Source organism: Leifsonia sp. EB41, assembly GCF_041262565.1.
Lineage (GTDB): Bacteria > Actinomycetota > Actinomycetes > Actinomycetales > Microbacteriaceae > Leifsonia.
Map to the genome: position 1 here is coordinate 3,999,844 of NZ_JBGCCJ010000001.1, position 21,798 is coordinate 4,021,641.

Genomic DNA, 21,798 nt, shown 5'->3' on the forward strand with positions numbered 1-21,798 from the left:
TCATGCGGCTGACCTGGGGCTTGCTGCTAGATTCAGTGAACGGCTTGCCAGCTATCCGCCAGCGCCGTGGAGCGAGGTAAGCGGCACGATGGGTCCCGGCCAAATAAGACCGACCTTCGCGATTCACGATCGCGAAAAACGATATGCCGTGACCGCCGCTGCCTGGGTGCTCGGAGCTGGCGGAATCCTCAATGTGATGCACCCGTCAGCATCGATACCGTTCTTCGTCGGTCTGGTGGGGCTGATCGTTGCGATGCAGGTCGTCTATCTGAAGCGCATGGGCTTCGTGCGGCGCGTTGCCTCCCAGCTCGCACAAGAATTCCCGGGCGATCGTTTCCTCGTCGGAAACGTGCGGTTCGTTCGCGCAGGAGACGGCGGTCCGAATGCGGTCGAATTCACGACGACCGTCCTCCAATTCGGGAGCACGGCACTGTCGCTGTGGAACCCAGACTCGCCTTCGCATCCTCGTGTCGCGATCTCGTACGACGATCTCGACGTTGACGTCACGAAGGGGACGCCTCCCCGTTGGGCCCTGGTCGTTCCGTATTCGGCCGGGGAGACGCACATTGCCGTGTTCGCTATGGCGGGCTTGGGCTTCGAGAACGAAGCTCGATTGAAAGAGCTCGCACGTGAACTCTTCCGAATCGATGGCATGACTGAGCTCAGAGTGACGACTGAAGGCGGCACCGAGACGCCTTAGTGTCTGTTCCAAGGATTGGTCGCCAACTTCGCGGCCGCCTCGTAGAGCCGGACCGCGACCATGTCGCAGTGTCGTGAGCAGGGTATGCGTTCTCGACTAGCAGTGCTTCGGGGGACTCGACCAATGCGGTTGCGTCGCCGATCTGCGACTCATAACGTGCTTTGTTCTAAGTGTCTACTTGTTCGCGGAACGAGCTGATCGGAGAGCCTGTCGGGGTAGCCGCAGCTCAGAACCCACGAGAGGCAGTCCAATCGAGTCTCAAGAGGCGGGCCGTGCCGGCGTCACTCGGAGCGCCTCCGGAATGGTCTGCGCAGGAGCCATGGGATCTGGGTAGAGCCCTTCCGGATTCGGGAGCAAGTTGAGCTGCAGAGACCTTGGAATCCAGCCGCTCCGAGGGCGCGCGCTGTCTGAGACCGCGAGTGCAAACAGCTCATCTCTGTCGGCAGGCTGGGCGCTCAGTTCGTTGAACAGTCCACCGTTGAGTGCTTCAGTCGTCCCGGGCAGGACGCTGCCCTCCAAGTATGGGCGGTACGCATTCCCGTACCAGCTCCAGAACGTCGGGTAGGGCAGCAGGCCGAGCCATTCGCCTCTGTTGGGGTAGCTCGTCCGCTCGGTATGGCTCAACGAGAACCATGGTTGGCGCCCCGACCATTCGTATCCTCGTGCGACCTCGCCATAGGCGTACACGCTTTCAGATCGTTCGGCGAAGTCGACGAAGAGCCTGCGGAACCCCGATGTCCACCTGGGGTCGTCGAACGCGGAGAGAAGCACGGAGACCTCGACTGCTTTGACGATTCGGGCTTGGCCTCGCCTGCGCTCGCGGCCGACGGGAAGCGATCCCCCCGTGACAGGAAGGGAACCAGCGAAGGAGATCGTGTCTTCAGCCAGCTCCCACTCGCGCAAGAATTGTTCTTGGCCGCCGTCGGCGAGCATGCCTTGGAGTGGTTCGAATGAGCCGTAGCGCCGCGGGAGGGCTTCCGGAACATCCCTCCGGCACAACTCGAGCCAGTTCTGTATGAGGTCGGGAGACACTCGAGACGCTGGCAAGAACCACGAGAACTCGACAAGCGACACAATCGAGTTGCGTTCCGGCTTCGCCACCTTGCGCCTCGATGACCTCGGCCAGATCTCATCATTCTGACGGTCCAACGCGACGCCTTCGAATCCATCAGCCAGGGCCTTGGCTGCCCTGCGAGCAGCAGCAATCTCCCGCTCATCAGCCCCGTTGGCACTGATCGCGATGTAGGAAACCGGAGCAAACATCGCGGCACTGATCCCTTCGGGCAGATCCTCGGTCTTGACCCTGACGGGAAGATCGAGCGAAAACGAATGCTTGCCCCGCGGGCCTCGAACGACCTGCCACACGTCAGCGAAAGAATCCGCGATTGCGAGTCCAGGGATCCCGTCGAGGACGGCACCGAGCTCTCTTAGACGAGGTTCGCGGCCGAGGAACACGTCGAAGTCATATGACACGGCGAAAGTATCTCAAGCGCCAGGCAGACCGGCGGCTTCGCCACGTCGATGCTCTCGCGGGTGCGGGCAAACTTGTTGCGCGTCAGCGTGCGTGAGCGAGTGCTGTGAGCGACGGTGGTCGCTTGTGCGATGGCTATCAACCACGCAGAGACGACTCCAGGCCGAAGGCCATCTCAGAGGGAGGACGAGATACCAACGAATAGGAAATGAGGAAAGTAATCCACGAAAGAAGAGACGAAACGAGATGGAGCCAAGAAGGGGGATACGAAGAGGCAACCGAGAAGCAAGAACAAGCGGATAGAAGCAAGAACAAGCGGATGCACGCAGGCACTTCGAGTGGATCGCACTTACGGCTCGCGTCGCGGGCGCAGGTTTGCAGTCTTCAATGAGGTACCGACTCTTCCATGCGGACTTCCTCTCGAATTGGCTCCAAATCAAATGACCTCAAGGCAACCGGGTCTGACGGTAGTGGTTTCGTTCGGCTTTGACGGTGGCGAAATATTGGTTCGCTAGAGGCAGCCACAACAGCGCGACTCCGGCTACCAACGCCACGGTCGTCGCATCGCTCAGTAGAGCTTCCGACCCGCCGACATTCAGTTTGCCTGTCGCCACGTCCCAAACCGTCGACAGCAGCCCGATGGCCACCAGAATCGAAAGGACGAGCCGCGCCCAGCCAAACCCTCGCAGTATCTTCACCGCGAGTAGAACGCGTATTGCCGCGCCGACCAGAACGATCACAATTCCAAAGACGACCGTGAAGACCACGATCTCTGGCGTCACTTCGATCCTGTGGCCGTTATGTACGAACCAATGAACTCGACTTGACACGTAAGTGCCCCAGTTCGTCGTGGCCGTCCTGATTGCCACGAATACGACGGCAATTGCGGCATCGACCAGCGTCGCCCAAAATACGGCTCGGACGGTCCACGGGGTGGGTCGTGAGGGCCGGAATCGATCGGGCATGGGCGCCAGTGGTGCGACGAGCGATCGGGCCAGTGGACGAGGCGAGACGTAACGAGGCACGCTCGAAGGCTAGTGCTCCAATGGCCACCCTTGTCGCAACTGCTGAGTTCTTAATCGTGGAGTTCGGCGTCATTAGACGTGACGACGTCCTCGAGCTATGCGTTTGCCGGGGCTTGTTGTCTTTCCGTCGGCCGATCGTAGCTCGCTCCCGGATCTCCGTGCCGGGCTTTCGCGGCATATCCTCCTTCCGCTTCGCTCCAGTTCGGTATTCCACGGTCCCGGCACTGCGCTCCGTCCACTCGCTCTCGATCACTCACCGGAAAGGCAACAAGAACTGATCGAGCGGGGAGTGAGCGAGATGCGGGTATTCATCATCGACACGAGCAACATGGGTCCGGAACTGCACGGTGGACTCATCGGCGTGGTCGGGTCGGCGCACCCGTCAAGCGGAGGAGAAGCAAGAGTGTGTGGACATCGTCAGCAGGTACGCGATAGCCGGGTGGGTGATCAGCTCTGACCCGTTCACACTGATCGGATTGTTGGCCGCGATAACTGCCGAAACAGCGTGCGTCCCCTTCGTTTCCGAAGCATTGTCGAGGCTTCCGTACGGTTTCGAAGCGGAGACGGCTGGTGGCGACGTCGCAGACCCGTCACGTTCCGGCCAATGATCATTCTCTTGTTCTGGTCAACGATCAATACTCTGGAGCGATTCGGCGGCTGATACATTCAGTCCCGTGACGGTGGGGGGACGTTTGGCCGCGGGAGCCGCAATCGTTGGTCTTCTTTTCGCGCTTGCCGGGTGCACTGGCGACTCCTACCCGCTGGCAAAGGACGCCTCTGACGTGGTCGGTACGTGGGTGCATGGTCCGGGCCGACTGGTTCTGAGATCGGATTCGACTTTCGTCATGACGAACATGCCGGAATACGTTGCCGATGGACTCTCTGATGAACCGCACGGCCCAGTCGTGAGCTGTTCCGGGAAATGGAACATCCTCCTCGCGGACCAAAACATGCAGCTGTATCCGGATTCAGCGACGTGCCGAAGTAGCGGTCTCTTCGTCACCGGCCGCGACAATCAGCGAACGATCGCGTTCGGTCTGGACACTGGGTCCGACAATCCTCTGTGCTTCGAACTCGTCCGATCCGATTCGAAGCTCACGCCCCAAGGGGTGGACGAGTGCTCCACACATTGAATCCGGCAAGGCGACCGTGAACTCCGCGAGCTGGGCAGATTACGCCGAGGACCCGTATCGGGCACGGCTCATTCGCTCGTCGACCGTTGGCAATCTGATGTGGGGTGCCTTCATCGTTGTTGTCGCCGTTGCGATCGTTCTGGCTGCGATCGCAGCCGTGAGTGTCACCTCGCTCAACTGGATCGCGGGCGGGTTGGCGCTGATCGCCTCGTACGCGGCGCCGCTTGTTTTCCTGAGCAGGTCACGCATTCGGCGCGACATCGAGATACGTCTCTCTGCAGCAGGTATTCAGTTCTCCGGTCATCCGCCGACTTACTCTGCCGCGGCGTTCACAAGATGGATGACGCGAAATGCGTTAGACGCTGAGTCGGTGCGAGCCGCGCTGCGAGAAGCGTAGGAAACCAACTCCTTGAACCGCAGATCAGCACTTTCGCGCGGTGAAATCCGTTGGCATGGGATAATTCCTGACCGATGACCTCCCGGAGTTGATCTCTGTGCTCGAAGGTTTGCTCGCAGAAGTCGAGGCCACGGATCCGTCGCTCCAAGACCGCGATGCCGGCCCGAGGGCCCAGCCCCAATACTTTCCCAGCGTGCCCACATTTTGCCCCCAACCGAGTGAGATCGTATGAGATCCAAACGGTCTCTAGTCAACCAAAAGGCGCATAATTCCGCGGATTTTCGAGCCGGTTGACCTCCTCCGGCGGCCCGTATCCGGGTTCAAGTCCCTGGGGGCGCACCCAACACCGCAGGTGGCGAGAAGCCCCCGATCCCTTGGAAACAGTGGGATCGGGGGCTTCTGCGTTTTCGTGGGACGGTGCGCGATGCGGCCGCATTTTGCCCACATCTGATTTCGTATCTCCCAGTCGATAAGACCAGTCTTGTTCGACGCCAACGAAAGCGGGGCCCTTACGTCGTCGAGCGCGGGTTGATCGCCGTCTTCGCCCGCAGCGCTTCAGTGATCGAGGTGGTTTAGGCCTCACTTCTGCCTGTAGATCCACAAACTGAGAAGTAAGGATCCCGCGAAGATCGCTCCCGCCATAGTGAGGATCTCGCCGAACGGCCGCGGGCCTTGGAGGAGTAGCCATCCCACCCCGGCCGCGCACACGACGAGCCCGCAGACTGCACCGATGATCTTTATTCGGTTCGAGGTTTTCACGGAGCGGATCTTACGCCGGGCCCAGCTGGCGGCATCGGTTCAGGTTCACCGTGAGATCCAGCGAGTTGACCAATCTCCGGGGCGAGAAGCCCCCGATCCCTTGGAAACAGTGGAGACGGGTATCCCCGGCGTTCACCAGCCCAGTGACCCGGGCGATCCCTTGAAGGGCCCGACGACGGCACTCGTGATCCAGCCGCCGTAGAAGCCTCCCGGCTGCGGCGTGACGACCTCGCCGTCGACCGTGCACTCGTCCATCTGCTGCGCGTAGACGGCGACGCGCTCTCGGAGCGGCTCGAACCCGGGCGATGGCTGCGGGTAGTTCCACGCGCACGCGGACCGCACCTCGCCTCCGCCGCGCACGTCGAGATATCGTGCGGTGCCCTTGAACTCGCAGAACGATGAACCGTCGGCGTCGACCAGCGCGCCGGCCGCGAAGTCCGCTATCGGCAGGTAGTAGACCGGCGGATGGCTGGTCTCGAGCACCCGGACGACGTCACGGGTCTCAACGATGAGCTGTCCGCCCAGACGGATCGTGACAGGCGCGGTGACGCGCTCGATGCGCGGCGGCCTCGGGTAGTCCCACACGGACTCCTGCCCCGTTCCTGGGATCTCGGGGCGCGGTCGGGACACCTTTTCACTCTATGCCCCCGGTGCTTCACTGGAGTATGGCCGCCTCACCGATGTTCCCGCTCGGATCCGTGCTGTTCCCCTCCGTGGCCGTCCCGCTGCGGGTGTTCGAGCCGCGGTATCTCACGATGGTCGGGCGACTGCTCGACGAGGACGAACCGGGGTTCGAGTTCGGCGTCGTCCTCATCGAGCGCGGACCCGAAGCCGGGGGTGGCGACCAGCGCGCCTCGGTCGGGACGATGGCGCGCCTGGTGAGCGCCGCCGCGGGCGCCGACGACCTGCTGATCGTCGGCGTGGGTACCCGGAGGTTCACGGTCGAGCGCTGGGTCGAGGAGGAACCGTATCCCCGGGCCGAACTCTCGATGTTGCCGGACCTGGAGTGGTCCGAGGCGCTCGCACCACTGCGGGCCGAAGCCGAAGCGGTTGTCCGCCGCGTGATCGCCCGCGTCGCGGAGCCGCACTCGGATGCCGGCGTCGAGCTGTCGGACGATCCCGCCGCAGCCGTGTGGCAACTGGCGGCGATCGCCCCGCTGGGCGAGTACGACAGGTACACCCTGTTGAGGTCGACAACGATGGGGGGTCTGCTGCGTCAGCTGGTCGATCTGACCCTCGAGGCAGAGGAGCTCTGGTCCGCCGAGGGAGGTCTCTGACCACCGTCCATCACCTCTGGTCCTTCCGTCCGCGAAGTTCTGCAAGCCGCTTTCACCCAGAGGCGGATCCGCTATCGATACTTCTCGGCCGAGACGTGCGAATAGGCCGGAACCGTGAGGAGTTCCGCTATAACGTGTGAGCCATGGCAGACGTCGAAATCGTTACGCTTTGGCGTCCGACCGGGCCCGAAGAACTGTTGCTGGTCGAGGAGTCCGGCTGGACTCGATGGCCGCCGAGACTGCCTGACCAGCCGATCTTCTATCCGGTGCTGAACGAGGACTACGCCGTGCGTATCGCCCGGGACTGGAATGTCACAGCGTCCGGTGAGGGCCACGTCACGCGTTTCCGTCTGCGTCAGGATTTTCTGGACGAGTTCGACGTCCAGCAGGTCGGCGGCCAAACCATCCTCGAATACTGGATCCCCGCCGAACGACTCGACGAACTCAATGACAACGTCGTCGGGCTGATCGAAGTGACCCGCAGCTTCCGACGCGGACGGGACGGCGACGTCGTCGAGTTCCGGTTTGGATCACAGCCAACCTCGAAGGGCCGGTCACAGACGTGACTCTCGAAAAATCGCTCACCGTTCCGACCGCTGACTTGCGGAGGGTGTTCGAGGCGGTGATCACGCACATCGAAGAGCACGAGGGCAACGCTGTGATCCTCCGCGACGACTATTTCTGGTGGATCCAGCGACCTGAGGCCTACGAAATGACTGCGAAGCCTGAACCGGACGCGATGACCATCGGTCAGTTGACAGAGGCATGGCAGTCCTTGATCGGCAGCGTCGAGCAGGATCGTGTCATCTCGCACTCGGCCGTGTGGCTTTCCCAAATTCTGCGGGCGGTGGGCGAAGAGGCGGCGGGCTGACGGTGACGCTGAATTTGGACAGTAGACGTCACGACGGGGGAGAGCTGAGTCGATGAGATCGCGGGTTCGGATCTGGTGGTTGGCAGGCGGCGCAGCAGGGGCGGCGATGGTGCTGCTGCTGGGAGTCGGAGTGGGACCTACGACAATCGCCTCGATGGCTCAGGGAATCATGCCCTCCGACCAGGCGCAGATCCGCCAGGCCATCGGAGCCGACATCGATTACCGGAACGGTCGGATGGTGACCTCGGCGCTCGCGTCGTCGTTCACGCCTCCGGCCTTTCCGCAGCACGTCACAGCCGCTGAAGGGGTGCGGCTTCGGCGGGCCCCGGCCGCGGGGAGCGAGCCGGACACGTTCGTCGGCTTCACGACATCGATCGATGCGACCGGAATGAGCAGGAAGGGAGACGATGTCGTCGTGGAGTTCACCGAGACCACCATGATGCCGCGGCCGCACCCGCTGCCCGAGTACGGCTATGCCACCCAGCAGGTCGCGACGCTCGTCCAGAAGGACGGCGTCTGGCTTGTGGACAGCATCGCCTTCGCTCCCGGAAGCGGGATGGACGGCGCCACCTGCCAGCCGGGCCGTTGGGCGGGGGACTGCTGACGCATTCGCCCGCGAGTGGAGCGCTCTCCTCCCTAGGGATGATGTCAGCGGCGCAAGGCAGCAGTTCGGTCCTCCGGAGCCCTAGCGTGTTCGCATGAGGTCGTTCATGCACCGCAGCCGATGGCTCTTCGAACCCGCCCTCGCTCTGATCTTCTTCGTGCTCTGGGCGCTGGAGGTCGTCGGCCGGCACCAGATCGGTCCGGGGGCGCTCCGCAGCACAGTGCCGTTCTGGGCTGCCTTGCTCGCACTGTCGATTGCGATCGGGATTTCGCGGCTCCTGCCGATTGTGGCAATGGCGGCGGGGGCAGCCGTGCTCGTCGGCCAGTTGTTCTTTCCCACAGCGATCTTCGATGAGCCGCTCGTGTACCTGGGCTACGCGATCGTCATCCTCGTGGTGGCGTCGGCGGTACATGGCCGGATGCGCGTCGTCGTGCTCGTCTTCGCCGTCGGGGTCGGCGTGTCGATTGCGGGGTTGCTGTCCTGGTGGTTGGGCATCGGTCGCGGCGACCCCAGTGCGCGAGCCATGTTCTTCACGCTGTGCGCGGCTGCCGCGACCGTCGCATGGCTGAGCGGGACGTTGATCGGGGTGTGGGGCCGCAAACGCGCGGACGAACTCGAGTTGGCCCTTGCCACACGCAAGCTGCGTGCCGCGGAATCGGAGTTGTCCGTGGCGGCCGAGCGGGAACGGATCGCGCAGGATGTGCACGACATCATGGCGCATTCGTTGTCGGTGATCCTGGCTCAAGCGGATGGCGCGCGTCTGCTCGCGGACGAGCGGCCGGCGGCCGTGGTCCCGTCCCTGGCCACCATCGCCTCCACTGCACGGTCTTCGCTCACGGAAGTCCGCGTCCTGATCGAGACCCTCCTCGGGACTCCGCACGGACCGACCCATCCGGGGCTGGGAGACCTGGATGAATTGGTGAAGCGGCTCTCGGCGTCCGGCCTGTCGGTGTCGGTCGAGCACTTCGGGGAGATCGGCGAGTTCACCGCCGCGCAACAGCTGGCCATCTACCGGATCGTTCAGGAGGGACTGACGAACACCCTGAAACATGCCGGGCCTGGCGCGTCGGCGCGTCTCGCGCTGGACGGGCGCGACGATGGGATCGCCCTCTCGCTCGCGTCCCGTCCCGCCGACGATCGGAAGCCGGCAGCAGCGGTCAACGAGGCTGGGCGAGGTCTCATCGGGATGCGGGAGCGCGCGCGGCTGGCCGGAGGATGGCTCGACGCCGGACCCGACGACGACGTCCCAGGCGGCTACCTCGTCACGGCCTACATTCCCGCCGTGGAGCTCGAAGGGGTGACCGCGTGATCCGGGTCGCTGTCGCTGACGATCAGCCGTTGTTCTGCGCGGGGCTGCAGATGGTGATCGAGTCACAGCACGACCTCGACTTCGCAGGGACGGCGAACGACGGTCGGCAGGCAATCGAGCTCGCGCGAGCGAAACGGCCGGATGTCATGCTCATGGACATCCGGATGCCGGAAGTGGACGGCATCGCGGCGACGCGCGCGATCCGCAGCATGTCGGACTCCGTTCCGACGCGCATCGTCGTGCTCACGACCTTCGACCGCGATGAGGCGGTCGCTGCTGCGCTCCGGGCGGGCGCCGACGGCTTTCTGCTGAAAGACTCGACGCCCGACTTCATCCTCGCCGCTGTCCGGACGGTGCACGAGGGGCACTCCGTCATCGCGCCCAAGGCGACCAGCGAGCTCTTCCGCGCGCTCGCACGCCGGCGGCCCGAAGCGATTGACCCGTTGACTATGCGGGAGAAGGAAGTGTTCCTCCTGGCCGCACGCGGCCTCAGCAACGGCGAGATCGGCGCCACCGCGTTCATCGCCGAGGCCACCGTGAAAACGCATATCCGAAGCATCCTCGCCAAGCTCGCGTTGACCTCACGCGTCCAGCTAGTGGCGTTCGCGTATGAGAACGGGCTGGTTCGTTGAAGCTCGGGACGGAAGGCAGCGGAGCCACGTGGGCGTGCCCGGACATCCCCTGCGGGGCGATGCGCTGAACGACCTCCGCTCTGCCAAGATCGACCTGAAATGGAGAACGCCGACCCGACCCGCGCCGATCAGATCGCGCCCGCGACCGACACACCCCCGAGAGGCCTGCGCTTGTCCGGGTTCGGCCTCGTCGCGGTGTGGGCCGGGCGCGCACTCGTCATCGCGACGGTCGCGGCCGTCGTCGCGAGTCGGCTGACCCGTCCGACTTGGGCGGCGGAGGGATGGGACTCGAACGGGCAGCCGCGAGACTGGCTGCCCAACCTCGCGTTCGTGCTCGTCCTGGTGACGGGGCTGGTCGGTCAGTGGCTCTGCGGACTCGCGGTGCCTCCCAGCGCGGCGTGGCGGGAGGGCGATGAACTCGTGGCCGCCACGGTCGTCTGGCGTCGCAGGATCCGGGTTCCCGGCGCCCTGGTCGTGCGGTTCAGGGCGCCCGGGAAAGGTGGGACGGTCCACGGGGCGTTCGTGATCGGTCGTGGACTGCGGATGCTTGTGCTGCTCTCGCCCTTCGCAGTGGGTGGTCGATCCCGGATCGAGCGCCTCGTGGGGCAGCGTGCGCCCGATACCCGTGGGCGGGCCGGTGTCGAGTACCTGGTCGGGTTTCTGTGGCTGCTGCTGACCGTTGCCGGTGTGTTCGTGCTCGGCGGACTGGCTGTGTGGTGGATCGGGATGTTCCACTCCTGAGGGATGCCGGCCTGGGCTCAGGGCAGGAAGGGGAGGAACTCGTCGTGGTCCAACTCAACCGTCGTCCGGGGCGTCCGAGCGGTGTATCCGGCGTCCAGCGGCGCGGAGCAGAAGCATGGCCACTGGCCGGAACGTGTCTCGGAGATCACGCCGAGATGGACCTGACGATCAGCGTGATGCCAACGATGACGGATATCACTCCCACGGGAATCATCTTTCCCGGAGTCGACCGTTCGCCGAAGCCGGGGAATAGTTTGCCGACGATGCTCGCCTCGATGTTCTTCTTGTTCCTAGCCGCGAACTCCGAGCGGAACAGCACGAGTGCGAATCCTGTTGCGATACTTCCGCACCCAGCGATGAGCATCACGATCGGTTCTACGTTCACGTGGGTCATTCTGCCGGGGATCGGCGCGTGAACCGAGATAGACGGGCAGAATCGCTTGGGCGAATAGCCTGGTACTCCGTTCACCGCGAAGGAAGACGCCCATGTTCACGCCGTTAGTGGTTCTGGAATTGATTGCGTTCTGGCCGCTGGTCATCGGAATCTTCGCGTTGATCCTCCGGCGTCGACTCGTCGGCGTACTAGAGCGGGCTTCGAAGCGCTCATTCGATGCGGCGCGCTCACGCGCACTGAAGCGTTCGGTCGTGTACGGCGCCCTACTGCTCATCGACATCGGACTTGGTGCGACCGTGTGGAGTTACGCGTCGAGTTCGCGACCGGCGGTCTTCGTCTCCTCGCTCGTCGTCGGTTCGGCGTTGCTTGTCTTGACGGTGACGAACGTCGTTGCGGTCTTCCGTGGGCGAATCCCGATCCGTGACGTTGCGCCCAAGGCTGAAAGCGACTCAAGCGTGGCGGGATCCGATTCGGTCACAGTCGAACGGCTTCCCTATTCGGGAATCGTGGAGACGGCCATCGCCAAGGTCTTTGTCGACGACGCGGACCCGAGGACAGACGTGCGTCGCACTGTGATTCATCGGCTGACGGTCGTTGCCACCCTGATCTTCGCGGTGGCGGCGCTCATCATCGTTGGCATCATGCTGGTCGCAGTCGTCGGCATCATGCAGCAGTAGCACTTCGACGGCACACGAATAGCGGCATCCGGGAACGGTCTCATCGCAGGCACGGGCTCGTCGCCACTGTCGAGTGGAGCCCTGCGCCTTGCACCACCCCCGCGTTGGGACTGCCGGGCAACCCGCAATGGGTGTCAGGGTTGCCCCATGAGTTCAGGCCCGGGCTGGGGCAGCCAGCCGACGCAGTACGTCTACGTTCAGCACGCCCCCAAGCCGCCGACCAACGGGCTGGCCATCGCCGGGATGGTGCTCGGCATCGTCGGGGCCGCTCTGTCGCTCATCCCGTTCGTCGGAATCTTCATGTGTTGGCTGCCGGCGCTGCTGGGGATCATCTTCGGGTTCATCGGTCTCGGCACGGCCAAGCGCATCGGTGGGTTCCGTCGGCGTGAAGCCATCGCGGCTATCGTGTGCGGGTTCCTGCCCATCCCGATCATCCTGTTCGGCGTGATGATCCTCGCCGCGATCGGTTCGGCCTCCCACACGTCCTGATGACGGCGGTTCCTGGAGGCAGCGGCGCTGCGGATCCGTCCGGGATATCGGTCGGGTCTGAACACCCCGCCTCCCCACGCGCCATAATGCCCGCATGCGCCGCGTCCCGCTCTCAACCGGTGTCGACCTGGCCATACACGAGTCCGGCCGCGGCGAAACGGTCGTGCTCCTGCACGCGTGGGGCGAGACGCACCGCTCGTTCGATCGGCTGGTCCCCTTGCTTTCGCCTGACCTTGGGCTCGTCGTACCCGATCAGCGCGGCGTCGGCGAGAGCGCGAAGCCGGCGGGCGGGTACTCGCTGACCGACGCCGGCGAGGACGTGGTCGCGCTCCTGGACGCGCTGGGGATCGACGCCTGCTGGCTGCTCGGGACGTCCAGCGGCGGCTATGTGGCGCAGCAGGTCGCGGTCGCGCATCCCGAGCGCGTGCAGGGACTCGTGCTGGTCGGGGCGCCGAGCGACCGGCAGGGACCGGTGCCGGAGACGCTCGCGCGCGTGCTGGCGTCGTTCCAGGACCCCGTCACCCGGGACGACATCCGGGCGCTCGACGGGGTGCTCCCGCTGCGCTCGCCGGTGCCGGAGGGTTTCCTCGACGACCAGTCGACCTCGGCGTTGACCATCCCGCTGGCGGTCTGGGTGGCGGGAATCGAGGGGCTCGTCGCCGCGCCGCCGCCGCTCCGGAGCGGGACGATCGCGGTGCCGACCCTGATCCTGTGGGGCGCGCAGGACGACATCCTGCCCGCCTCGCAGGCGCAAGAGCTCGCGGCGGCGATCGACGTCAGCCGGCTGGTGATCTACGAGGAGACGGGGCACCTGGTCCTGTGGGAGCGGCCGGAGCGGGTCGCGGCGGACGCGGCGGCGTTCATCGCGGCGAACACGTCAGGGCGCGGTTCGGCGGCTGACCGCGCTGAACCATCCACCCGCCCACCCCGTGTACCTCACAGGAGGACGCACGCCGTGACGACCCCACGGCCCGACCCATGACCATTCGCACCGAGAGCAGGATCGTCGTCGCCGGCAGTGTCCGCGACGTGTGGGACTACCTGAGCGACGTCGGGCGCTGGGCCGAGTGGGCGCCCACGGTGCTCGAATGCAACGTCCGGGGCGGCGGGTCGCTCGTCGCCGGCGGGTGGATCGATCAGCGGGCGAGGGACTTCCGGCGGGAGCATCGTCGCAGTGAGCGGATCACCGACGTCGACGCGCCGCACACGATGGGGTTCGCGGGCACCATCGGGTCCTCGCCGGCGCGCTGGGGCATGGAGATCCTGCCGGCGGGCGAGGACAGCACCGACGCCATCATGTGGGTGGAGGTGGACCTCGCGAACGTCATGCGCCTCATTCCGCCCGGCATCCTCCGAAGCAGGATCCAGCGCACGAGCGACATCGAGATGGCCGCGATCAAGGCCGCTGTGGAGGCCGACGTCCAGGCAGGCGCGGGGTCGCCGTGACCCGGGTGGACGGCGCCCAGCGCCTGATCGAGGTCTACCGGCGGAAGGCCGCGCACTACGACCTCACCTCACGGCTGTACCCGGTGCCCGGCTACCCGCAGCGGTCGCAGCGGCTCCGCACGGTGCGGGCGCTCGGCCTCCGCCCCGGCGCGACCGTGGTGGAGGTCGCCTGCGGCACGGGACTGAACTTCCCGCTGCTGCAGGACGCGATCGGCCCGGGCGGACGGCTCATCGGGGTCGACCTGACGGACGCCATGCTCGACCGCGCCCGGTCGCGGGTCGCGGCGCACGGCTGGCGTAATGTGGAGCTGGTGCAGGCGGAGGCGGGGGAGTTCGTCTTCCCGCGAGGGGTGGATGCCATCCTGTCCACGTACGCGCTGACGCAGGTCCCGGACTGCGGCGCGGTCGTCGCTCACGGGGCTGCTGCCCTCGTCCCCGGCGGCCGCTGGGCGGTGCTCGATCTGAAGGCGCCCGACCGCACGCCGGCGTGGCTGACGCGGCTCGGGGTCGCGGCGGTGGGGAGGTCGGCCTCCCTGGACGAGTGGATCGGGCGGCGGCCGTGGGAGGTCATCCGCACGGCGATGCGTGAGGGGTTGGCGGACGCGGCGTGGGAGGAGCTGTGCTTCGGGACGGCGTTCCTCGCGACCGGGACGCGTGCGGGGGAGTCGGCCCCACGGTGAGGCGAGTCTTGCCGTCGCGCTTGCGGAGGCGGCTCACAGCGCCTACCATCGCACAAACCATCCAATAGTGGGTTTTTCCGGCCCGCCCGAGGGAGACCCCGCTTTCGATGACCGATCAACTCACCCGCACCCCGTCCGCCGTGCGGGTCGTGCTGGCCTCCCCGCTCTACCGTGGCGCGACGGTCGCGCTGTTCCTCTCCGGGCTCGGCTTCTCCGCCGCGGCCCCGCAGATCGCCCAGTTCCTGGTCAGGGACCTCGGCGCCTCGCTCACCACGGCCGGCCTCTACTACCTCACCAACCTCACCGCCCCGGTCGCCGGTTACCTGATCGGGCGGCGCTCCGACCGCACCGGGCGCCGGCTCGGGCTGTTCCGGCTCTGCGCGGTCGCAGGGTTCGCCGGCTGGCTCGCGATCGCGTTCTCCGGCGCGCTGTGGATGCCGTTCGTGATCAGCGCTGTGGTGCTCGGCTTCGCGGGCGCGGCGACCTCCCAGCTCTTCGCGGCCATCCACGACGAGCTCGCGGCGTCGCCGACCCCGGCGGCGGACGGCGTGGTGTCGATCGTGCGGATGGCGCTGACCCTCGGCTGGGTCGTCGGGCCGGTGGCCGGCGCGTTCCTCGCGGCGCAGGCGGGGCTCCGCGCGATGCTGGTCGCGACCGCGGTGTGCACGCTCGCCCAGATCGTGCCCCTCGGGACACTGCGCGAGCGCGACGACGCGACCGCGGACGACCCGGGCGCCGCGCGGCCGGTCGCGCACGTGCCGGTGCGGGCGATGGGCGCGCTCCTCGCGTTCACGGGGCTGTTCATCCTGGTGTACGCAGGCGAGCCGATCAAGTACGCGTACCTGCCGATCTACATGAACGAGCAGCTCCATTTCCCTGCCGCTCTGAGCGGCGCGATCATCGGCATCCAGCCGCTCGTCGAGCTCGTGCTGATGCCGGTCGCGGTCGTGGTCGCGCGGCGGATGGGGATGCTGCCACTCATGGTGCTCGGCGCGCTGTTCGGGGTGGGCGCGAACCTCCTCTTCGCGACGACGGGGACGGCGATCGGCCTGTTCGCGGGCCAGGTCCTGATGGGCGGAGTCTGGGGCGTCTTCGCCGGCCTCGGGATCATCGTGGCCCAGCGGCTGCTCCCCACCGCCATCGCGACGGCGTCGGCGATCTACCTCAGCGCGCCTGCGCTCAGCTCGGCGGTCGGCGGCCTTGCCGGAGGCCTCGGGGCGGGCGCGCTCGGGCTGCCCCTGGTGTTCGTGATCCCGGCGGGGCTGGCGCTGGTGGCGGCAGGCGGCCTGGTGGTTCTGAACCGGGCGGTGGGGGAGCGGGTGCGGGGGTAGGTGGGCGCGGGTCGCACCTGCTGGCCCTCCATCGCGGGTATCGGTGGATGCACGCGCGGACAGTACTCTGTGGAAGCGCCTTCCGGTGCGATCGCATCGAGAGGGTTCCCGTGAAAGCACGTCTGCGTCGGCTGGTCGTCGGAGTGGTGGCCGCCGTCGCCCTGGTCGCGGGAGCGGGTGTGCTCTCCGCGCCGGCGCAAGCCCTCCCTGCCTCGGTCAACGGCTTCGCATCCGCCAGCGTCACCATCGACTGCACGAGCCTGCAGAGCGGGTACTACACGTCGGCGCAGGTCGCGTCGACCATCACCGGACTCGCCCCGAACACGGCCTATGTGCTGGGCGCCAGCCGGTGGACGGGGTTGTACCCGACGGCGCCGCCCGATCCGTCGATCGCGCTGACGACCGACGCGAACGGGGGCGCGACCGTCGCCGGCACGCTCGCCCAGAACTTCGTGTCGGGCGCCCAATACATGGTCGAGGCGTCGCGGGTGAACTCGACCGGAGGGCAGTCCACCGTTGTGACCGCCAACACCTGCGCGAGCGGCGTCACGATGACCGGTGCGCCCACCGTGACGCTGAACTGTCCGCTGCGCTTCCTCACGACCCAGGGGGAGAGCAGTACGGAGGTCGACTTCGGCGGCGCTCTGGGCGGGTTCGTGCCGGGGCAGCCCTACCAGTTCGACTTCCTGAACACGGCGACGACGGTGCGCACCCTGGTCGGGGCCGTGGCCGACGCGAACGGCCGGCTGATCGCCAGTAAGCCCGTCACCCCGGACGGACTCATGGCGAACGGGGGCTATACCTGGAGCGTGACGAGCACGAGTCAGGCCGCACCGATCGCGCAGGGTACGCTCACGACCACCGACCCGTGTGCTCCGATCGCCAAGGCTCCGAAGCGGGCGGCCCTCTTCCACGACTCGGACGTCACCGGCGACGGCTACGGGGACCTGCTCGTCATGGACGCGGGCGGGCACCTCCTGCTCTACCCGAACGGCATCCGCTCCAACCCGGGCGGTGTGCCGTTCAGCACGCGGCGGCTCATCGGCACCGGCTGGGGCCCGAACTACGGGATGCGGCAGGTCGTCACCGGAGACCTCACCGGCGACGGCGTCGCCGAGGTGGTCGCGCTCAGGACGGACGGCACGCTCGTCGCGTACTACAACAACATCTTCAGCTCGCCCGCGGGCCTGCCGTACTCGGCGGCCACGCTGATCGGAACGGGCTGGCAGTCCTTCACGTCGATCAGCCTCGGCGACGTCGACGGCGACGGATACGCGGACATCGTCGCCGACAAGTCGGACGGCACCCGGTGGTTCTACAAGAACCGGTTCCTCACCGACCCGCTCCACCGTCCGTTCAGCACGGGCGTGCGGATCGCGAGCGACGGTCTGGTGAACGGCACGAACCTGACGACCATCGGGCTGGCCGATTTCAACGGTGACGGCTATGCCGACCTGACGCCGGGAGGCGCGGCCATCGACCTCAACCGCACTCCGGCCGGGAACAGCACGCCCTTCCCCGCGTCCGTGCCGTTCACTCCGTCGAGCAGCATGAACGCGCCCCTCGGCGGATGGTCGACGGGCGACTACGAAGGCCGCGGCTCCTCCGGCATCGTGGTCGCGAACCCCTACAACAACGGGCAGCTGCTGTACCTGAAGGATCCCCTCGTCCCCGGCGAGCAGCCGCGGGTCATCGGATCGGGGTGGTCGTTCTTCCTCACCCTGATCCAGTAGCGCCGCGCGACGCTAGCCGATCCAGCTCATGCCGTTCCAGCCTTCCCCGATCTGGTACGGCGCGCCCCAGCCTCCCTGGCCGTCGGTCGGGTAGAGCCAGAGCGTGCCGCTGCTGTCGCGGGCGACGACGTCGGTGATGCCGTCGCCGTCGAAGTCGCCGACGGAGAGGATGCTGGTCATGCCGTTCCAGCCGTAGCCCACGACGTCGGCCCCGGTCCAACCGGTGGGCGTGTGGTAGTAGGCGAGGAGCTGGCCTGCGCTGTTGCGCGCGAGGAGGTCGGGGTTGCCGTCGCCGTCGAAGTCGCCGGGGGAGAGGATGGCGGTCATCACATTCCAGCCGGAGCCGATGTCGCTGGGCGTGCCCCAGCCGCCCTGTCCGTTCCCGGGGTAGAGGCGCAGCGTGCCGTCGGTGGTGACGGCGAGGACGTCGGGGTGGCCGTCGCCGTTGAAGTCGCCGGCGGCGACGATGCTGGTCATGATGTTCCAGCCGGAGCCGACGGCGGTTCGGGCGCCCCAGCCGCCGTGTCCGTCGCCGGGGTAGAGCCAGAGGGTTCCTGTCGCGTCGCGGGCGAGGATGTCGGGGTGGCCGTCGCCGTTGAAGTCGCCGGGGGCGATCATGGCGGTCATGCCGTTCCAGCCGGAGCCGACCCGGGTGGCGATCGGTGGAGCCCAGCCTCCGGTGCCGTCGCCGGTGTACATCAGGAGGGCGCCTGCGCTGTTGCGCGCCATCACGTCCGGGTAGCCGTCCCCGTTGAAGTCGTGCAGCCGCCAGACCGATTGCGTTACCGTGAACGGATTGCTGACGCCGCTGGCGCCGCCTGCACCCTCCGTGGCGCTCTCTTGCAGGAAGAGTACGTGGTCGCCCAGGGACGTGCCGGCCGGGATCGGCACCGCGACCGTCGCGCCTCCGACCGTGTCCGTCCTGCTGTCGGCGAGGTCGGGGCCGGAGGCGGAGTCGAGCCGGATGGCGAACGCGTTCTGGCGCTCGAGCCCGGCGATGGTCGCGGTGACCGACCCGCCGGAGGCCACGCTGTCGGGCGAGACGGACAGGCTGAAGGGGATGGTGAACCGGAAGACGATGCCCCCGAGGAACGTCTTCGTGTCACCGCTGGTAACTGTCACGCCCGGCGCCACGTAGGCGGAGCCTCCGCCGCCCGCACCGTTCGAGGTCGTCCCTCCCGCAGTGTACGTGCTGCCGCCCCCGCCGCCGGTGTAGCCGCCTCCGCCGCCACCTGCGCCCGGTGCACCGTAGCCGCCGAGCGCCGGCTGGATGACGCCGTTCACGACCGACGCCGGCCCTGACCCCGCCGACCCGGTGGGGGCGCCGGTGCTGTTGGCGCCGGGTGTGCCCGCCGTGCCACCGGACGCGCCGCCGCCGACGGCCTGTGGATTGGCGCCCGCGGTGCCTGCTGCGCCCGCGACGGACGTTCCGGAGGCGGCGATGTAGCCTCCGGAGCCGCCGACCGTGGTCGCCGTGGCCGCGCCCGTGTCGCTTCCGGTTCCGCCGCCGCCGCCCGCCACCGCGAGGAGGGTGTTCCCGATCGCGAGGTAGGTGCCCCCGCCTCCGGCGTTCTGCGTCCCGGCCGGCGCCGCCGTGCTGCCCAAGCCGTTCCCTCCGACCAGGTAGCTGAGGGTCTGTCCGGCGTACGCGGTGCCGAGGTCGATGACGAAGTGGCCGGCGCGCGAGTGGTTCGGGTTGCTCACCGGCGTCGTCCCCCCGCCACCGAGCTCGACCGTGAGATCGCTGATGCCGGCCGGAACGGCGTACGACCCCTGCGTGCCGGTGTAGTAGTAGAAGTCCGTGGTCAGTGCAGACGGTGTCGCGGTGGCGCCGGCCGCGGCGGCTGGCCCATCGCTCTGCGGTGCGGCTGCGAGCGCGAGCGCTCCGACGACGGCGAGCACGGCGGCGAGGCCGGCGCTCCTGGTAGCGAATGCCATAGCGATCCCTGATCCCCCGATCGGGCCCTGCGAGTGGGCGTTTCGTTCGGAAGGCTACACGCTGCGGGAGCGCTTTCCCAGGGTCATCCGGCAGGGTGGGCGGCCGGACGTCCGGCGCCCCGCCCGTTCCCGCGCTTGCGCACCTCGCGCAGCACGATCTGCTCCGGGCACACGGTCGACAGGAAGTCGCCTACCGACAGCGCGAGCCGGTCGGTCACCAGGGAGTAGAGGATCCGATTGGCGTCCCGGCGCTCGGTGACGAGTCCGGCCTGGCGCAGGACGCTCAGGTGGCGGGAGATGGTCGGGCCGGTGGCGTTGAACCGGGCGGCGATCTCCCCGGCGGCGAGCTCGCCGTCTTTGAGGTCCTGGAGGATCTGGCGCCGCGTCGGGTGCGCGAGCGCCGCGAAGACCTCGGTCGCGCTGTCTGTCATGGTTGCAATATAGCACCATTGCTAGATACAGTTTAGCTTCATTGCTAACTAGCGAAGGAGCAGGGACTGTGCGCATCGCCATCACCGGGGGAACCGGGTTCGTCGGACGTCACCTCGCCGAGCGGCTGGACCCCGCCGAGACCGTCATCGTCTCCCGCCGCACCGGCGTCGCCATCGACGACGTCGACGCCCTGACGCTGGCCTTCGCCGGCTGCGATGCGGTCGCGCACTGCGCGGGGATCAACCGCGAGATCGGCGGCCAGACCTTCCAGCGCGTCCACGTCGACGGGACCCGTGCCGTCGTGGAGGCCGCGCGGCGTGCGGGCGTGAAGCGGATCGTCATGGTCAGCTTCTTGCGCGCCAGGCCGGACTGCGGGTCGCCGTACCACGAGACGAAGTTCGCCGCCGAGGAGCTCGTGCGCGCCTCCGGGGTCGAGCACACCATTCTCAAGTGCGGGATGATCTACGGCGAAGGCGACCACATGATCGACCACGTCACGCGCGCGGTGCGCACCCTCCCGATCTTCGCGACGGTCGGCTTCCGCGAGCGGAACGTCCGACCGGTCCCGGTGGAGGACGCCGTCGACGTGCTGCTCGCGGCGCTGGAGGGCCGCATCCCGGACCCGACCGTCGCGGTCATGGGCGCGGACGAGTTCACGCTGGGGGAGGCCGTCCGCCGCATCGCGCGCGTCGCCGGGCGCCGGCCCGTCTACGTCCCGGCGCCGGTCTGGACGATCCGGGTGCTCGCGCGGCTCACCGAGTGGACGATGGTGGTCCCGCTGGTCGCGAAGGCCCAGGCGCGCATGCTGGCCGAGGGCGTGGACGAGCCCGCGCCGTACGCGCCGGAGCTTCCGGAGGGCCTGCGGCCGTGGCGGTCGTTCGACGATGAGCGGATCCGGGCGGCGCTGCCGACCGGCGGCTTCGGGCTGGACGATCTGCGGGCGGTGCGGTGGTGGCGCGAGCGCGGTCGCGGCCGTGGTGGCGCTGGCCGGACCGGCTACCAGGGCAGCACGCCGTAGCCGCCCTCGCCCTCACGCAGCCACAGGTGTCCCCAGAGCACGCCGGACGGCCCGTCGTCGGGCAGCGTCGCCAGGTGGACGCTCGGCTCCGCGCCGTCCTCGACCGAGCGGATGCCGCGGTGGTCGTTGAAGTCGGTGTCCGTGAAGCCGGGGTTGGCGGCGTTCACCTTGATCGGGGTGCCTCTCAGCTCCTTCGCGTACATGGCGGTGAGCATGTTGACCGCCGCCTTGGATGACGGGTACTGCGCGGACGCAGGCATGTCGTACAGCGGGCTGGCCGGGTCGGACTGCGACCCGATCGAGCCGACCTCGCTCGACACGTTGACGATGCGCCCGGCCGCGGAGCGGCGGAGCAGCGGCAGCATCGCGTTGGTGACGGCGACCAGGCCGAACACGTTGATGTCGTAGACCGCGCGCATGTCCGCCAGGGAGGTCGCGCTGGCGAGGGCGCGCTGCCGGGAGACCGTGGCCGTGCCCGCGTTGTTCACCAGCACGTCGAGTCGGCCGAACTCGTCGTCGATCCAGCCGGCCGCACGGGCGATCGAGTCGGCGTCGGTCACGTCCAGCTGGACGAACCGGGCGTCCGCGCCGCCGTCACGCAGCGCGGCCTCCGCTTCGAGCCCGCGCTGCTCGTCCCGCGCACCGAGGAGCACGGTCATCCCGAGCTCGCCGAGCCGCCGGGCCGTCTCGAAGCCGATTCCCTTGTTTGCCCCGGTGATGAGGGCGATATTCGTGGTCACG

The 21,798-nt window shown here is 67.3% G+C and carries 25 protein-coding genes; 18 read left to right on the plus strand and 7 right to left on the minus strand.

Features of this window, described 5'->3' with window-relative positions; translation table 11 throughout:
• Window positions 1–148: 148 nt before the first annotated feature.
• The gene (locus ABH923_RS19720) at window positions 149–700 is read left to right on the plus strand and encodes a hypothetical protein (RefSeq protein WP_370057090.1); all 552 of its coding nucleotides are present in this window, start codon (window positions 149–151) and stop codon (window positions 698–700) included.
• 258 nt (window positions 701–958) lie between these two features.
• Here the strand turns inward: ABH923_RS19720 and ABH923_RS19725 are convergent, their stop codons facing one another.
• Both ABH923_RS19725 and ABH923_RS19730 read right to left on the minus strand, forming a co-directional pair.
• Window positions 959–2,173: a hypothetical protein gene (locus tag ABH923_RS19725; protein WP_370057091.1), complete on the minus strand. Its 1,215-nt coding sequence runs from the start codon at window positions 2,171–2,173 to the stop codon at window positions 959–961.
• Window positions 2,174–2,617: 444 nt separating this feature from the next.
• Window positions 2,618–2,953: a hypothetical protein gene (locus ABH923_RS19730; protein ID WP_370057092.1), complete on the minus strand. Its 336-nt coding sequence runs from the start codon at window positions 2,951–2,953 to the stop codon at window positions 2,618–2,620.
• A gap of 1,088 nt (window positions 2,954–4,041) precedes the next feature.
• Between ABH923_RS19730 and ABH923_RS19735 the strand changes: the two genes are divergently transcribed.
• Together ABH923_RS19735 and ABH923_RS19740 are read left to right on the plus strand one after the other, a co-directional pair.
• Complete coding sequence (locus ABH923_RS19735; RefSeq protein WP_370057093.1) at window positions 4,042–4,329, plus strand: hypothetical protein; 288 nt, start codon at window positions 4,042–4,044, stop codon at window positions 4,327–4,329.
• A gap of 16 nt (window positions 4,330–4,345) precedes the next feature.
• On the plus strand, window positions 4,346–4,726 hold the full coding sequence (locus tag ABH923_RS19740) for a hypothetical protein (RefSeq protein WP_370057094.1): 381 nt from the start codon (window positions 4,346–4,348) through the stop codon (window positions 4,724–4,726).
• 891 nt (window positions 4,727–5,617) lie between these two features.
• Here the strand turns inward: ABH923_RS19740 and ABH923_RS19745 are convergent.
• The gene (locus ABH923_RS19745) at window positions 5,618–6,115 is read right to left on the minus strand and encodes a DUF427 domain-containing protein (protein WP_370057095.1); all 498 of its coding nucleotides are present in this window, start codon (window positions 6,113–6,115) and stop codon (window positions 5,618–5,620) included.
• 50 nt (window positions 6,116–6,165) lie between these two features.
• Between ABH923_RS19745 and ABH923_RS19750 the strand changes: the two genes are divergently transcribed.
• The 7 genes from ABH923_RS19750 (at window position 6,166) to ABH923_RS19780 (ending at window position 10,919) form a co-directional block, all read left to right on the plus strand.
• Window positions 6,166–6,762 carry an LON peptidase substrate-binding domain-containing protein gene (locus tag ABH923_RS19750; RefSeq protein WP_370057402.1) on the plus strand — a complete coding sequence of 199 codons (597 nt, stop codon included), beginning with the start codon at window positions 6,166–6,168 and terminating at the stop codon, window positions 6,760–6,762.
• 143 nt (window positions 6,763–6,905) lie between these two features.
• Complete coding sequence (locus ABH923_RS19755; RefSeq protein ID WP_370057096.1) at window positions 6,906–7,328, plus strand: ADP-ribosylation/crystallin J1; 423 nt, start codon at window positions 6,906–6,908, stop codon at window positions 7,326–7,328.
• The gene (locus tag ABH923_RS19760; RefSeq protein WP_370057097.1) at window positions 7,325–7,633 is read left to right on the plus strand and encodes a hypothetical protein; all 309 of its coding nucleotides are present in this window, start codon (window positions 7,325–7,327) and stop codon (window positions 7,631–7,633) included. The genes ABH923_RS19755 and ABH923_RS19760 overlap by 4 nt, the downstream gene beginning before the upstream one ends.
• A gap of 154 nt (window positions 7,634–7,787) precedes the next feature.
• Window positions 7,788–8,237 carry a hypothetical protein gene (locus tag ABH923_RS19765; protein ID WP_370057098.1) on the plus strand — a complete coding sequence of 150 codons (450 nt, stop codon included), beginning with the start codon at window positions 7,788–7,790 and terminating at the stop codon, window positions 8,235–8,237.
• A gap of 94 nt (window positions 8,238–8,331) precedes the next feature.
• Window positions 8,332–9,546: a sensor histidine kinase gene (locus tag ABH923_RS19770; protein ID WP_370057099.1), complete on the plus strand. Its 1,215-nt coding sequence runs from the start codon at window positions 8,332–8,334 to the stop codon at window positions 9,544–9,546.
• Window positions 9,543–10,178: a response regulator gene (locus ABH923_RS19775; protein ID WP_370057100.1), complete on the plus strand. Its 636-nt coding sequence runs from the start codon at window positions 9,543–9,545 to the stop codon at window positions 10,176–10,178. Before ABH923_RS19770 ends, ABH923_RS19775 begins: the two co-directional genes overlap by 4 nt.
• Before the next feature lie 99 nt (window positions 10,179–10,277).
• Entirely contained in the window at window positions 10,278–10,919 is a 642-nt protein-coding gene (locus ABH923_RS19780; RefSeq protein ID WP_370057101.1) for a hypothetical protein, read from the plus strand.
• A 145-nt stretch (window positions 10,920–11,064) separates the two neighbouring features.
• Here ABH923_RS19780 and ABH923_RS19785 read toward each other — a convergent pair whose 3' ends face one another.
• A complete protein-coding gene (locus tag ABH923_RS19785; protein WP_370057103.1) occupies window positions 11,065–11,304 on the minus strand; it encodes a hypothetical protein in 240 nt (79 codons plus the stop codon).
• A gap of 101 nt (window positions 11,305–11,405) precedes the next feature.
• Here ABH923_RS19785 and ABH923_RS19790 point away from each other — a divergent pair, with 101 nt between their 5' ends.
• The 7 genes from ABH923_RS19790 to ABH923_RS19820 all read left to right on the plus strand — a co-directional run bounded on the left by ABH923_RS19790 (window position 11,406) and on the right by ABH923_RS19820 (window position 17,669).
• The gene (locus ABH923_RS19790) at window positions 11,406–11,990 is read left to right on the plus strand and encodes a hypothetical protein (protein ID WP_370057104.1); all 585 of its coding nucleotides are present in this window, start codon (window positions 11,406–11,408) and stop codon (window positions 11,988–11,990) included.
• 147 nt (window positions 11,991–12,137) lie between these two features.
• On the plus strand, window positions 12,138–12,479 hold the full coding sequence (locus tag ABH923_RS19795; RefSeq protein ID WP_370057105.1) for a DUF4190 domain-containing protein: 342 nt from the start codon (window positions 12,138–12,140) through the stop codon (window positions 12,477–12,479).
• 94 nt (window positions 12,480–12,573) lie between these two features.
• A complete protein-coding gene (locus ABH923_RS19800) occupies window positions 12,574–13,461 on the plus strand; it encodes an alpha/beta fold hydrolase (RefSeq protein ID WP_370057106.1) in 888 nt (295 codons plus the stop codon).
• Window positions 13,458–13,925 (plus strand): SRPBCC family protein, encoded by a 468-nt coding sequence (locus ABH923_RS19805; protein WP_370057107.1) that lies wholly within the window; start codon window positions 13,458–13,460, stop codon window positions 13,923–13,925. The genes ABH923_RS19800 and ABH923_RS19805 overlap by 4 nt, the downstream gene beginning before the upstream one ends.
• Window positions 13,922–14,605 (plus strand): class I SAM-dependent methyltransferase, encoded by a 684-nt coding sequence (locus ABH923_RS19810; RefSeq protein ID WP_370057108.1) that lies wholly within the window; start codon window positions 13,922–13,924, stop codon window positions 14,603–14,605. The genes ABH923_RS19805 and ABH923_RS19810 overlap by 4 nt, the downstream gene beginning before the upstream one ends.
• 107 nt (window positions 14,606–14,712) lie before the next feature.
• A complete protein-coding gene (locus tag ABH923_RS19815) occupies window positions 14,713–15,936 on the plus strand; it encodes an MFS transporter (protein WP_370057109.1) in 1,224 nt (407 codons plus the stop codon).
• A 110-nt stretch (window positions 15,937–16,046) separates the two neighbouring features.
• Window positions 16,047–17,669, plus strand: coding sequence for an FG-GAP repeat domain-containing protein (locus tag ABH923_RS19820; RefSeq protein ID WP_370057110.1), 1,623 nt, complete (start codon window positions 16,047–16,049; stop codon window positions 17,667–17,669).
• Between the two features lie 12 nt (window positions 17,670–17,681).
• Here ABH923_RS19820 and ABH923_RS19825 read toward each other — a convergent pair whose 3' ends face one another.
• Together ABH923_RS19825 and ABH923_RS19830 are read right to left on the minus strand one after the other, a co-directional pair.
• Entirely contained in the window at window positions 17,682–19,607 is a 1,926-nt protein-coding gene (locus ABH923_RS19825) for an FG-GAP repeat domain-containing protein (protein WP_370057111.1), read from the minus strand.
• 83 nt (window positions 19,608–19,690) lie between these two features.
• Window positions 19,691–20,038 (minus strand): metalloregulator ArsR/SmtB family transcription factor, encoded by a 348-nt coding sequence (locus ABH923_RS19830; protein ID WP_370057112.1) that lies wholly within the window; start codon window positions 20,036–20,038, stop codon window positions 19,691–19,693.
• A 68-nt stretch (window positions 20,039–20,106) separates the two neighbouring features.
• On the opposite strand from ABH923_RS19830, the gene ABH923_RS19835 reads away from it, so the two are divergent.
• Window positions 20,107–21,057: an NAD-dependent epimerase/dehydratase family protein gene (locus tag ABH923_RS19835; RefSeq protein WP_370057113.1), complete on the plus strand. Its 951-nt coding sequence runs from the start codon at window positions 20,107–20,109 to the stop codon at window positions 21,055–21,057.
• On the opposite strand, the gene ABH923_RS19840 is transcribed toward ABH923_RS19835, so the two are convergent.
• Window positions 21,036–21,797: an SDR family oxidoreductase gene (locus tag ABH923_RS19840; RefSeq protein WP_370057114.1), complete on the minus strand. Its 762-nt coding sequence runs from the start codon at window positions 21,795–21,797 to the stop codon at window positions 21,036–21,038. The genes ABH923_RS19835 and ABH923_RS19840 overlap by 22 nt on opposite strands.
• Between the last annotated feature and the right edge of the window lies 1 nt (window position 21,798).